The following is a 12,868-nucleotide window of genomic DNA, read 5'->3' as shown; positions in this document are numbered from 1 at the left end:
GTGTATCAGATGGGAAGTTCAAAGGCGAACTGGGAAGGTCCATAATTCAAGCCTACTGAGAGGCACAGAGTTGTAAACGGTGCATATTCTACTCTTTTTTAGGCCGTTTTACCATTTTTAACGGAAAAGGCCGTCTGAAATTTAAATTTCAGACGGCCTTTTCATTTGCTCAAACCTTATTCTTTAGGCAGGCGCAGGACGGAGACGATGAATCCGCCCCAAATGACGATCAATGCGACAAGCATCATAATAATGGCTGAAGTACTCATTATTCGTCTCCTTCACGTTCGTGTTCATGTTCGTCTTTGACGTTGAAGTTCTGACCATGTTTCCACGGCAAGAACGACAGCAGGACAGACAATACCAAGAGAGCGCCGACCATGCCCCAACCGAAGATATTGAGAAAGCTGTCAGGATAGCCGCTGTAATTCTCTTTTAAGAGGCCGGCGGTATCTTGATAAAGCATATAGCCGAGCATAGCGACGGTAACCACCACGCTGGCAGTCCATACAATGCCGACACGGATGGAAGACAGCGCGTTCAAGTGATTGCGCAGTTCGGGCAGTTTGCGCAACAAAACAATCGCCAAAACGTAAAGAAAACCGGAAGCCACAATGCCGTAGGTATTGATGAATTTATCCAATACGTCCAACACAGGCAGGCCGGTGGTCGTACCGAACAGCAAGGTAGAAATAATCGCCATTGGCACGCCTGCAATCAGAGTCGCGCTGACACGGCCGATGTTCATTTTGTCTTGAATCGCGGCCACAATCACTTCAACGATGGAAATCATGGAAGTGACACCGGCAAACACCAGCGAGCCAAAGAACAACACTCCGATCAACGCGCCCATAGGGGCTTGGTTGATGATGGTCGGGAACGCGATAAACGCCAAGCCGATACCGCTGGATGCCACTTCGCTGACTTCCTTGCCTGCCGCGTGCGCCATAAAGCCCAATGCTGCGAATACGCCGATACCGGCGAGCAACTCAAAGCTGCTGTTGGCAAAGCCGACAACCAAGCCTGTGCCGCCCAAATCGGTTTTTTTCTTCAGGTAAGAAGAATAAGTAATCATAATGCCGAAGCAGATGGAGAGCGAGAAGAAAATCTGGCCATATGCGGCTACCCAGACTTTCGGATCTGCCAAACGGCTCCAGTCAGGCGTAAACAAAGCGTCCAAACCTTTTGCCGCACCCGGCAGAGTCAGGGCAATGCCCACCATGATGACAAACATCACCACCAACAAAGGCATGAAGAATGTGGATGCACCGGCCACGCCTTTTTGTACGCCCAAAGCCATAATCGCCAGCGTAAACACCCACACGGCAATCAGCGGACCGGCAACTTTACCGACAAAATCCAAACCCAAGTCTTTGGCATCGGCCATTTGCAGGAAGTCTTTGAAGAAGAAGGTCTGCGGATCCGCACCCCATGCCGAAGTCAACGAATAATAGGCATAGCTTGCCGCCCAGCCGACAATCACGGCGTAGTAGATACAGATGATGACGTTGGTCAGGAAATTCCACCAACCCATCGGCTCAAACAAACGGCCGAGGCGGCGGAAAGCCAAAGGTGGCGAACCGCGGTAACGGTGGCCGATGGCGTAGTCGAGCAGCAACAGCGGAATACCTGCCGTCAACAGCGCAACCAAATAAGGGAGGATGAAAGCACCGCCGCCGTTGTCGAAAGCGATGTAAGGGAATCGCCAAATGTTGCCTAAGCCCACGGCCGAGCCGATGGCAGCAAACATAAAGGCGCGGCGACTGCTAAACGTCGCGCGTTCGCTGGATTGAGAATTTGACACGATGAACCTCTTAAAAGTCGAGTGTCGCCAAGGCCGTTCAGCCTTGCGCGTATATATTTAGGAATCAGGCCGGACAAGCCGGTCGGTTAAAGTAGATATTCGGATAAGGATAATATCCGGTATAGAGGATGCACCGCTTATGGCCATGCAAACATAATCTGACCTTATCGTAAAAAAATTTAACAGTGTTGACAAGTCATAATTAAATTTAAATCACAAGCAAAATCTTCATACACTACGACTAAAACCTTCATACACTTATTTATATAACACTCAAACACAGCTCAATCCACCGTTTTTCCCTCCCTTGTTCCGACCATTTCCCCTTTGCTAAAAATCGCCCTCCCCTTATCCGGCAAGGAAAAGCAGGAATCCAAGGCGTTTAAATTCCATGTCATCAAAAATGTTCAGACGGCCTTTTCCTTTTGCTCGATTAAACCCGGGCCGTCTGAAAATTACACTGTTGTATGTTGTAATCAAAAGCCACACTCACATTCTGTTTAATATAAACAAAAACAATCCGCCTCTTCCCGTTTCATTCATTACCATGATTTAAAACGAGCATAAAACACTAAAAATAGAATTAATAAAAAATAAAATTTCAAAAAATGCAAAATAACATTAAATTTAAACCTTTATTTCTACTATAATCATCTACAATCAAAAATAATCGAACCTAAAAATTTCAATAAAACATTAATTACACAACACTACAATTTTGCTATAATTGCCACCATTCGCTCCATAACCCAAACCCAAAAGAAGAGGAAAAGCCATGGGTATCAAAGTTGCCATCAACGGCTACGGCCGTATTGGCCGCCAAGTAGTGCGCGCTATTTTTGACTACAAACTGCAAGACCAACTCGACATCGTTGCCATCAATGCCAGCGGCAGCATCGAGACCAATGCTCACCTGACCAAATTCGACACTGTTCACGGCCGCTTCAACTCTGAAGTTTCCCACGATGAGAAACACCTCATCATCGACGGTAAAAAAATCCCTTACTTCTCTACCCGCAACCCAGCCGAATTGCCATGGGGCGAATTGGGCGTTGACCTGGTAATGGAATGTACCGGTGCGTTCACCAGCAAAGAGAAAGCCAAAATCCACTTGGAAAGCGGCGCGAAAAAAGTGCTGATTTCCGCTCCCGGCGGCGATGACGTTGACGCAACCGTGGTTTACGGCGTAAACGACGACGTGATTACCGACGACATGACCGTTATCTCCAACGCATCTTGTACCACCAACTGCCTGGCACCTGTAGCCAAAGTGTTGAACGAAAACATCGGCATCGTAAACGGCGTGATGACCACCATCCACGCACTGACCAACGACCAAACCGTAACCGACGTACGCCACAAAGACCTGCGCCGTGCGCGTAGCGGCGTGGAAAACATGATTCCGACCAAAACCGGTGCTGCAAAAGCCGTCGGTTTGGTATTGCCGGACCTGAAAGGCAAACTCGACGGCCTCGCCATCCGCGTACCGACCGTCAACGTTTCCCTGGTTGACCTGAGCTTCCAAGCAGGCCGCGACACTTCTGCCGAAGAAATCAACGCGCTGATGAAAGCCGCTTCCGAAGAAGGCCGTCTGAAAGGCGTATTGGCCTACAATACCCTGCCACTGGTTTCTATGGACTTCAACCACACTACCCAAGCCAGCACATTTGACTCTACGCTGACCAAAGTAACCGCAGGCAAAATGGTTAAAGTGTTCGCATGGTACGACAACGAGTGGGGCTTCAGCTGCCAAATGCTGAACACCGCGCGCCGTATGTTCGGTTTGGAAGTACGTCCGTTCTAATCGGCTTCCAACACAAAGGCCGTCTGAAACATCTTTTCAGACGGCCTTTTGTATTTCCTTTAAAATATTGCATTCCCATTTCTTTTCAGACGGCCTCTTCATGTTTCCCAACGAATCCGCCCCCAACCTCCTGCAAGGCTTAAACCCCGAACAACTCTCCGCCGTAACCTGGCCGCCGCAATCTGCCCTCGTCTTGGCAGGCGCGGGCAGCGGCAAAACGCGCGTACTGACCACGCGCATCGCCTGGCTGTTGCAAAGCGGACAAGCCAGCGTACACAGCATTATGGCGGTAACGTTTACCAACAAAGCCGCCAAAGAAATGCAGACACGTTTGGGCGCAATGATTCCCGTCAACGTCCGCGCCATGTGGCTCGGCACGTTCCACGGTCTCTGCCACCGTTTTCTACGGCTGCACCACCGCGATGCCGGCCTGCCGTCTTCCTTTCAAATCCTCGACAGCGGCGACCAGCTTTCCCTCATCAAACGCCTGCTCAAAAGCCTCAACATCTCTGAAGAAATCATCGCACCGCGTTCGCTGCAAGGCTTTATCAACGCGCAAAAAGAATCCGGTTTGCGCGCTTCCGTGTTGAGCGCGCCCGACCCGCACACAAGCCGCATGATTGAATGCTACGCCGAGTACGACAAAATCTGCCAACGCGAAGGCGTGGTCGATTTCGCCGAACTCATGCTCCGCAGCTACGAAATGCTGCAAAGCAACGAAATCCTGCGCCAGCACTACCAAAACCGCTTCAACCACATCCTAGTCGACGAGTTCCAAGACACCAACAAACTGCAATACGCCTGGCTCAAACTCATGGCGGGCGGCAACGCGGCGGTATTTGCCGTCGGCGACGACGACCAAAGCATCTACCGTTTCCGCGGCGCGCACGTCGGCAACATGACCGCGCTGATGGAAGAGTTCCACATCGACGCGCCCGTCAAACTCGAACAAAACTACCGCTCCGTCGGCAACATCCTCGCCGCCGCCAACGCCGTGATCGAAAACAACGACGAACGCCTCGGCAAAAACCTGCGCACCGATGCCGAAGCAGGCGACAAAATCCGCTACTACTCCGCCTTTACCGACCTCGAAGAAGCCCAGTTCATCGTTGACGAAACCAAAGCCCTCGAACGCGAAGGCTGGAATTTGGACGAAATCGCCGTCCTCTACCGCAGCAACGCCCAATCGCGCGTCATCGAACAAAGCCTGTTCCGCAGCGGCATTCCCTACAAAATCTACGGAGGCCTGCGCTTTTACGAACGCCAAGAAATCAAACACGCGCTCGCCTACCTGCGCCTTGCCGTCAATCCAGACGACGACAACGCCCTCTTGCGCGTGATTAACTTCCCGCCGCGCGGCATCGGCGCACGCACCATCGAAAACCTTCAGACGGCCTCAAACGAACAAGGCATCACCCTCTGGCAGGCTGCCTGCAATGCCGGCGCAAAAGCCACCAAAATCGCCGCCTTCGTCCGCCTGATTGAAGCCCTGCGCAACCAAGTCGGACAAATGCCCCTGTCCGAAATCATCGTCGGCATCCTCAAAGACAGCGGCCTGACCGAACACTACAAAACCCAAAAAGGCGACAACCAAGACCGCCTCGACAACCTCGACGAACTCGTCAACGCCGCCATCGAGTTCAAACCCGAAGACAGCAACTTTGAAACCCTGCCCGAAAACATTTCAGACGACCCCGCCTTCCCCATCCTCGCCTTCCTCAGCAACGCCGCCCTCGAATCCGGCGAAAACCAAGCAGGCGCAGGCGAAAAAGCCGTCCAACTCATGACCGTCCACGCCTCCAAAGGCTTGGAATTTAACGCTGTCTTCCTCACCGGCATGGAAGAAGGCCGCTTCCCCAGCGAAATGAGCCTTGCCGAACGCGGCGGCCTCGAAGAAGAACGCCGCCTCATGTACGTCGCCATCACCCGCGCCCGCAAACGCCTTTACATCACCATGGCGCAACAACGAATGCTGCACGGACAAACCCAATTCGGCATCGTCTCCCGCTTCGTCGAAGAAATCCCGCCCGAAGTATTGCACTACCTGTCCGTCAAAAAGACAACCTACGACAGCTACGGTAGCCCGCGCCCAACCGCCGCGCCCAAAGACAAAATCATCGACGACTACAAACAGCCCCAAACCTATGCAGGCTTCCGCATCGGGCAAAACGTCCGCCACGCCAAGTTCGGCACAGGCGTCATCATCGATGCCGTGGACAAAGGCGAATCCGCCCGTCTGACCATCAACTTCGGCAAACAGGGCGTGAAAGAGTTGGACACCAAGTTTGCGAAATTGGAAGAGATGTAGAGACTAGAAGGCTTGGAATGATAAAGGCCGTCTGAAACCCGTAGAATGGGCTTTGCCCAAGAATCAAAAACAAAATTTCAGACGACTTCTTTTACCCAGCATTGTCGTGGACAAAGCCCACGCTACAATGCACATTGACGAGGCGAAAGGCCGTCTGAAAACTAGATTTCAGACGGCTTTTATTCTAAAAGTTTTCAGACGACGTTTGAGATTGTCTGAAAGTTGGAAACAATGGTTTGAACAGCAAAAAACGCGTGCGTGCGTACCGCACACACCCTACACCTCGGTTTTAAAGTTTGTGCCATTCGCAGGTGGGGTGTGTGGCGCAGCCACGCACGCGGTTGGTCATGCAGGCTACGCTTGCTACCCGTCAGGTTTAAAATTTATGCCACCTGCAGGTAGGGTGTGTGGCACAGCCACGCACGCGGTTGGTCATGCAGGCTACGCTTGCTACCCGTCAGGTTTAAAATTTATGCCACCTGCAGGTAGGGTGTGTGGCACAGCCACGCACGCGGTTGGTCATGCAGACTACGGCTTGCTATTGTAGATGCGGCAACCAGTGCGGATGATTTTCTGCTTACCGATGTACGCAAACAAAAGATGACTATCTATATCGGTATCCAACCAAACAAACTGGCTGAAGCCCGATTAATCATTAATCTATTCTTTAGCCAACTGATTAACCTTAATACCAAAGAACTTCCTCAAAGCAATAAGGAATTGCGGTATCAGTGCCTTTTATTGATGGATGAATTTACTTCCATAGGTGCTGTAGATATTATTGCCAAATCAGTCAGTTATATCGCAGGTTACAACATTAGGCTGTTTCCGATCATTCAATCTTTAGCCCAATTAGATTCTGTATATGGAAAAGAAGTAAGCCGGACTATGGTAACCAACCATGCCTTGCAAATCCTCTACACCCCGCGGGAGCAACAAGATGCAGTGGATTACTCGGAAATGCTCGGTTATACATCAGTAAAAAAATCCAATGTAACTAAAGGCAGGGAGAAAAGTGTCAGTATTGGTGACGAACGTCGGGCATTGATGCTTCCACAAGAATTAAAGGCAATGCCGGAAGATAAAGAGATTTTCGTGTATGAGGGTCTATCCCATCCTGTGATGTGTGAAAAAATCCGCTATTATAAAGATAGTTCGTTTACAAAACGATTACAGGGCAAGATTAAAGTGCCTAGATTAAACGTATCTGCTTAACCATATAATTTCTATGAAATATTTAAGGCCGTCTAAAACCGTATCCCGATACAGTTTCAGACGGCCTACAAAGTGCGGTCAATTTTAGCCGTGTTTTTCATTTTAAGGATTTATTGCTACAATGCTACAAAATCACAGCTACTCAAGGAGTTATTATGCAATATAAAAAATTACTCATTATCCCAACTATTGCATTTTCTATTTTTTCGGCAGGTTGTACAGTGAATGCAAAAGAGCCTGTTTCTACAATAAACGATTCATATATGAATGAAACAACGAACTACAAATTTAACTTTCGTGCTGCCAATGGCACAATTTATTGTGGAGCAGAAAGTCAGCTTGAAGATGCAGAAGTAATAGGCGTAGAGTGTTTTACCCGAATTGAGAATGAGCCGATTTTTCCACGCGGTGAGTGTGAATTGGAATGGGGTGAATCGTTTTTTGTGGGACAAAATGGAAAAGCCAGTCTGGTTTGTAGTAGCGATTTTCCATTTAACCCTAGGGCAACAATATTAAAATCAGGGGAAAGTATTAAAGGTGATGGTTGGCAATGCACAGCAAGCGAATCAACGCTAACTTGTACTAACCGTGATAAACATGGCTTTAAAATCAACAAACAGTCACAGGAATTATTTTAATCCCTAAAAATCATCAGGTAGCCGTTGTATTATTTAGATTTCAACCATTATTTCAAAGGAATGAAAATGGCAGCAAATGAATTTAAAGTAAGCAATCAAGAAAATTTGAAAGAATATATTAAAGATCAAGTAATTAATGATTATATTGAAAACTTAAGGAAATATAACGGCTATACAGAAAAAGGCAAAGACATAACCATTTTTGGTGCGCACTATGGACTACAAGGACAATTTTGGTGCGATATGTATGTTGATTATGTTATGGAAGAATCTTTTGGTAAACAAAATGCAAGACAAATGATTGGGGGATTTTCTGCAAGAACAGAAAATAGTAAAAATAATTATCAAAAAATTGGGGGGTGGAATGATTCGGCAAATTATACACCCCAAAAGGGAGACCAGATTTTTTTCCTCTTACCTACAAAAGACAAAACTAGAACTGTTAATCATACTGGCGTTGTTACCGATGTGGATTTGGAAAAAGGGATTGTTTACACGATAGAAGGAAATACAAGTGCCAAACCAGGCGATCGTTCTGGAACAACTGTCAGAAAAAAACAATATAATTTAAATCATCCTTCAATTAAGGGGTATGGCACGCCTAATTGGGATATTGAAATTAAGGACAGATTAGATAATTTAGAACAAAACGAAAATACAAAAGAAAACAACTCTCCAGCCGACAAACTCCAAGCCCTTATTCAAGGTTTGAAAAACGACACCGACGGCACATTTGCCACCAAAGCCTTGGCAGAAAATCCCGATGTAGTGGCAAATTTCCGTGCCGAACAGACAGAAGCCTTAAAAGAAAACCGCCAGCAGCAAGAAACCGCCCAAAATACGCCGCAAATGCAAGAAGAACGCAGCTATGGCGGTAGGTCGTTCGGTTGATTTAACAGATTATAGGGAATGCTGATAAAGCATTCCTTTTGTTTTATTTTTTCTTTAAGAAAGCGATTCATGGATAACAATGAAATTGAGCGTGCGCACAAACTTTTGCTCGAGACGGCGGATGGTTATGGCGCAATTCAAGCAAAACAGCAATAAAATTGTTCAAAATCTTCAAGAAAAATTGGACAAATCCCTTTACGAACAACGTGAAATGATTACGGATATGGTTCGTTCCAGCGTTATGCACGAACCGATGCCAAAGATGCCCAAATGCTTGCCTTCTTCGCACAGATGATGACGCAGAAAGAGGGTTGGCAAACCATGCTCTATCACCCGCCCACCGAAGCGGAAGAAGTGTTGGAAGCCTTGGTTAACCGCCGCAACCAACTGGTGCAGATGCGGACTGCCGAGAAAAACCGTCTGTATCAGGTTCACGAAACGCAAGTTGAAAGCGTCAAACAACTGATTGCCCATTTTGACCGGCTGATTGACGAGTTGGACAAACAAATCGACGAACACACCCACACGCATTTTGACGGCAAAGCCCAAGTGGCGGAGCAAATCAAAGGCATCGGTTCGATAACGACGGCTACGCTGATGGCGATGCTGCCCGAATTGGGACGGCTGAACCACAAACGGCTAGCGAGTCTGGTCGGTATTGCCCCGCACCCGAGGGAGAGCGGGGAAACCAAATTCAAAAGCCGCTGCTTCGGCGGAAGGTCTGCGGTGCGTAAGGCGCTGTATATGGCTACCGTAGTGGCAACACGTTTTGAATCGCTTATTCGGGATTTCTACCAACGCCTGCTGTCCAAGGGTAAGCCGTATAAGGTTGCTGTTACGGCATGTATGCGCAAACTGCTGACGATATTGAATGCCCGGATGCGTGATTACTTTGCCGAAAACGGTATCACCGAAAACGGTATCCGCACGGCTTGATTTGAGTTTTGGTATTTTTGCCCGACGGGGTGAAAAATACAGTTGCTACGCTTGCTACGGCTTGCTTTTTATTGTATTAAAATTTTATATATTTTTTAAAATTTATTTATAATCATATATTTGAAAATTTTAATATAGAATGTTTTGAGAATATTTGACAAATGAAAAACATTTTGAGAGAATGCATCCGTTGTCAATCAATTAAAGAAAGAGGTAGCCATGTTTGGTTTTAATGGTATTCACAAAGAAGTAACAATTTCCATGTTCCAAGCAATGCCACGCAGGGATCAAGATATGGTTATGCAAGATTTATATGATAAGGGTTACAATGGTAAGGAAATAGCCAAATTCTTCCAGTTATCTGAAGCATCTGTGTATAACAGAATCAAGGCACATCGAGGCCGCACAGAAAATTTGTCTAAAGCATAATTAAGAAAGCCCACTTAATTTAGTGGGCTTTCTGTTTTTCACTCCGCCCCAAACAACAACCTTTCCTTAATCCCCCGAATCCTATCCCTTAACACCGCCGCTTCTTCAAACTGCAAATCCCTAGCCGCCTGCTGCATGGCTTTTTCCAGTTTGGCAATTTCTTTAATCGCGTCTTCTTCGTTGTGAATCTCACCGACTTTAACCTTGTTTTTGCCTTTCAGACGGCCTTTGCCGCTGTCTTCTTCGTGGTACACGCCGTCGATGATGTCTTTGACTTGTTTTTTAATCTGCTGCGGTATGATGCCGTGTTCTTCGTTGAATTTAATTTGTTTTTCGCGGCGGCGTTCGGTTTCGTCGATAGCGGCTTTCATGGAGTCGGTGATTTTGTCGGCGTACAGGATGGCGACGCCGTTCACGTTGCGCGCGGCGCGGCCTATGGTTTGAATCAGGCTGCGGTGCGAGCGTAGGAAGCCTTCTTTGTCGGCGTCGAGGATGGCGACGAGAGAGACTTCGGGGATGTCGAGGCCTTCACGCAAGAGATTGATGCCGACCAGCACGTCAAACAGGCCGAGCCGCAAATCTCTAATGATTTCAACGCGCTCTACGGTGTCGATGTCGCTGTGCAGGTAGCGCACTTTGATGCCGAGTTCGCTGTAATAGTCGGTGAGTTGCTCCGCCATGCGTTTGGTGAGGGTGGTAACGAGCACGCGTTCGCCTTTTTTGATGCGGTCGTTGATTTCGCTCATTAAGTCATCGACTTGGGTGGCGACGGGGCGGATGATGATTTGGGGATCGACCAGTCCAGTGGGGCGGACAACTTGTTCGACCACTTGTCCGGCGTGTTCTTCTTCGTATTTGGCGGGGGTGGCGGAAACGAAGACGGTTTGCGGCATGACTTTTTCAAATTCGTGGAATTTGAGCGGGCGGTTGTCGCGGGCGGAAGGCAGGCGGAAGCCGTAGTCGACGAGGTTTTGCTTGCGCGATGCGTCGCCTTTGTACATGCCGCCGATTTGGGTTACGGTAACGTGGCTTTCGTCGATGAACATGATGGCGTTGTCGGGCAGGTAGTCCATCAGTGTGGGCGGCGGTTCGCCTTCTTTTTTGCCGGAGAAGTGGCGGGAGTAGTTTTCGATACCTTTGCAGAAGCCCATTTCATAGAGCATTTCGAGGTCGAAGCGGGTGCGCTGTTCGATGCGTTGTTGCTCGACGGGGCGTTGTTCGCGGGCGAAAAACTCGATGCGTTCGCGCAATTCTTCTTTGATGGACTCGCAGGCGCGCAAGACGGTGTCGCGCGGGGTAACGTAGTGGCTGGACGGGAAGACGGTGTAGCGGCCGACGCGCTGGTGCAGGCTGCCTGAAAGCGGGTCGAACATATCAAGGCGGTCGATTTCGTCGTCGAACAGGCTGATGCGCAAGGCGTTTTCGGAGCTTTCTGCGGGGTACACGTCAATCACGTCGCCGCGCACGCGGAAGCTGCCGCGTTTGAAGTCCAAATCGCCGCGTTCGTACTGCATGGAAACGAGCGTGGCGATGATGTCGCGCTGCTCGATGGTGTCGCCTTCTTTGACGGACAACACCATTTGTTGGTATTCGGTCGGGTCGCCGATACCGTAAATGGCGGACACGGTGGCGACGATAATCACGTCATCGCGCGTCATCAGGTTTTTGGTGGCGGAAAGGCGCATCTGCTCGATGTGTTCGTTGATTGCGCTGTCTTTTTCGATGAACAGGTCGCGGCTGGGCACATAGGCTTCGGGCTGGTAATAGTCGTAGTAGGAGACGAAATATTCCACCGCGTTTTCAGGGAAAAACTCGCGCATTTCGGCGTAGAGCTGGGCGGCAAGGGTTTTGTTGTGCGCCATGATGATAGCAGGGCGGCCGCTTTGGGCGATGACGTTTGCCATGGTGTAGGTTTTGCCCGAACCGGTTACGCCGAGCAGGGTTTGATAGGCCAGGCCGTCTGAAAGCCCTTCGAGCAGGTCGGCAATGGCGGTGGGTTGGTCGCCTGCGGGCGGGAAGGGTTGGTGGAGTTTGAAGGGAGAATTGGGATATTGTATGACTTCCATAAGACGGCCTGTTTTATGTTCAGGTAAAGAGAAGATTATAACAAAGGGCCGTCTGAAAATTGATAGTGTGCCAATCTGACGAGACTAAATATTTCATCTCCTTCCTTAGCTAACTGAGATTGGTTGTGTTAGCAGGAACAATACTTGGATGCTGGGCTGGGTCAGCTGGAGCGAATAACCCATCTTCATTCACCAAAGGACGTGCCTGTGCACGTCCTTTTTCTTTATCCGCATCCTCCCTTTCGATCAGGTTTCTACCCCGTAAAAGGCCGACACTCCGCATCATTGCCCCTAAATATCTCCTCGCCGTCCATACAGCTGCCCTTCCCCTTCATCTTCTCGCACACCACCGCCGTCAGCGACTCGTTCAAGCGCAACACCCTCGGCTCCGCCTCCCTGTCCAACGCCACCGCCTTCAGAGTAAACTTCCCCTCCAAGATCCCCTTAGCCTGACCGCTCATCCTGATACAGAAACCACCCGCCTCCTTCACCGGCAGCTCCGGCCACTTCGTCGACGTCAGCTTAAAGCTGCCCTTTTTCGTATAGAACTGCTCCATAAAGCGCGCATTTTCCAGCAGGGCGGCATGCGCCGCACGCAGGTTGGCCGAGCGGACCGATTCCCGGTAGGCCGTAAATGCCACCGTCGCCAATATCGAAACCAACAACATCACCACCAACAGCTGTATCAAAGAGTAGCCCCTCTGCACAGTTGCCCTATTCCGTTTTCCATCAAATACATTTAAGTACATCTCTTTATTTCCTTTATCTTTTATATCC

General features: G+C 49.0%; 11 protein-coding genes and 1 pseudogene. 8 read left to right on the top strand and 4 right to left on the bottom strand.

Annotation, left to right across the window (positions count from 1 at the left end; all coding sequences use genetic code 11):
* Positions 1-176 precede the first annotated feature (176 nt).
* Entirely contained in the window at positions 177-269 is a 93-nt protein-coding gene (locus tag O3660_RS02665; protein ID WP_036472778.1) for a methionine/alanine import family NSS transporter small subunit, read from the bottom strand.
* On the bottom strand, positions 269-1,804 hold the full coding sequence (locus O3660_RS02660) for a sodium-dependent transporter (protein WP_080974689.1): 1,536 nt from the start codon (positions 1,802-1,804) through the stop codon (positions 269-271). The genes O3660_RS02665 and O3660_RS02660 overlap by 1 nt, the downstream gene beginning before the upstream one ends.
* Before the next feature lie 775 nt (positions 1,805-2,579).
* Here O3660_RS02660 and gap point away from each other — a divergent pair.
* The 8 genes and pseudogenes from gap to O3660_RS02620 all read left to right on the top strand — a co-directional run bounded on the left by gap (position 2,580) and on the right by O3660_RS02620 (position 10,025).
* A complete protein-coding gene (gene gap / locus O3660_RS02655) occupies positions 2,580-3,608 on the top strand; it encodes a type I glyceraldehyde-3-phosphate dehydrogenase (RefSeq protein WP_003684617.1) in 1,029 nt (342 codons plus the stop codon).
* Between the two features lie 100 nt (positions 3,609-3,708).
* Entirely contained in the window at positions 3,709-5,916 is a 2,208-nt protein-coding gene (gene uvrD, locus O3660_RS02650) for a DNA helicase II (RefSeq protein WP_371464517.1), read from the top strand.
* Between the two features lie 106 nt (positions 5,917-6,022).
* Positions 6,023-6,463 carry a hypothetical protein gene (locus O3660_RS02645; protein WP_314053741.1) on the top strand — a complete coding sequence of 147 codons (441 nt, stop codon included), beginning with the start codon at positions 6,023-6,025 and terminating at the stop codon, positions 6,461-6,463.
* Positions 6,409-7,131, top strand: coding sequence for a type IV secretory system conjugative DNA transfer family protein (locus O3660_RS02640; RefSeq protein ID WP_241479531.1), 723 nt, complete (start codon positions 6,409-6,411; stop codon positions 7,129-7,131). Before O3660_RS02645 ends, O3660_RS02640 begins: the two co-directional genes overlap by 55 nt.
* A 155-nt stretch (positions 7,132-7,286) precedes the next feature.
* Positions 7,287-7,769: a DUF6636 domain-containing protein gene (locus O3660_RS02635; protein WP_065425725.1), complete on the top strand. Its 483-nt coding sequence runs from the start codon at positions 7,287-7,289 to the stop codon at positions 7,767-7,769.
* Positions 7,770-7,835: 66 nt separating this feature from the next.
* Positions 7,836-8,660 (top strand): CHAP domain-containing protein, encoded by an 825-nt coding sequence (locus O3660_RS02630; protein ID WP_371464516.1) that lies wholly within the window; start codon positions 7,836-7,838, stop codon positions 8,658-8,660.
* Positions 8,661-8,903: 243 nt separating this feature from the next.
* Positions 8,904-9,596 (top strand): annotated as a pseudogene (locus O3660_RS02625) (IS110 family transposase); the annotation flags it as partial.
* A 219-nt stretch (positions 9,597-9,815) separates the two neighbouring features.
* Positions 9,816-10,025: a hypothetical protein gene (locus tag O3660_RS02620; protein ID WP_049351538.1), complete on the top strand. Its 210-nt coding sequence runs from the start codon at positions 9,816-9,818 to the stop codon at positions 10,023-10,025.
* Positions 10,026-10,063: 38 nt separating this feature from the next.
* Here O3660_RS02620 and uvrB read toward each other — a convergent pair whose 3' ends face one another.
* Positions 10,064-12,091: an excinuclease ABC subunit UvrB gene (gene uvrB / locus O3660_RS02615; RefSeq protein ID WP_371464515.1), complete on the bottom strand. Its 2,028-nt coding sequence runs from the start codon at positions 12,089-12,091 to the stop codon at positions 10,064-10,066.
* 254 nt (positions 12,092-12,345) lie between these two features.
* The gene (locus tag O3660_RS02610; protein ID WP_070747509.1) at positions 12,346-12,759 is read right to left on the bottom strand and encodes a type IV pilin protein; all 414 of its coding nucleotides are present in this window, start codon (positions 12,757-12,759) and stop codon (positions 12,346-12,348) included.
* Positions 12,760-12,868 lie beyond the last annotated feature (109 nt).

This window comes from Neisseria sp. 27098_8_139, from assembly GCF_041433195.1.
GTDB lineage: Bacteria > Pseudomonadota > Gammaproteobacteria > Burkholderiales > Neisseriaceae > Neisseria > Neisseria subflava.
This window is presented reverse-complemented; position numbering and strand designations above follow the sequence as displayed.

Excerpts from the sequence above, each read along its gene's own strand:
- O3660_RS02635 (WP_065425725.1), top strand. The coding sequence starts at position 7,287 with ATGCAATATAAAAAATTACTCATTATCCCAACTATTGCATTTTCTATT.
- O3660_RS02620 (WP_049351538.1), top strand. The coding sequence starts at position 9,816 with ATGTTTGGTTTTAATGGTATTCACAAAGAAGTAACAATTTCCATGTTC.
- O3660_RS02665 (WP_036472778.1), bottom strand. The coding sequence starts at position 269 with ATGAGTACTTCAGCCATTATTATGATGCTTGTCGCATTGATCGTCATT.
- O3660_RS02630 (WP_371464516.1), top strand. The coding sequence starts at position 7,836 with ATGGCAGCAAATGAATTTAAAGTAAGCAATCAAGAAAATTTGAAAGAA.
- O3660_RS02610 (WP_070747509.1), bottom strand. The coding sequence starts at position 12,759 with ATGTTGTTGGTTTCGATATTGGCGACGGTGGCATTTACGGCCTACCGG.
- uvrB (WP_371464515.1), bottom strand. The coding sequence starts at position 12,091 with ATGGAAGTCATACAATATCCCAATTCTCCCTTCAAACTCCACCAACCC.
- gap (WP_003684617.1), top strand. The coding sequence starts at position 2,580 with ATGGGTATCAAAGTTGCCATCAACGGCTACGGCCGTATTGGCCGCCAA.
- uvrD (WP_371464517.1), top strand. The coding sequence starts at position 3,709 with ATGTTTCCCAACGAATCCGCCCCCAACCTCCTGCAAGGCTTAAACCCC.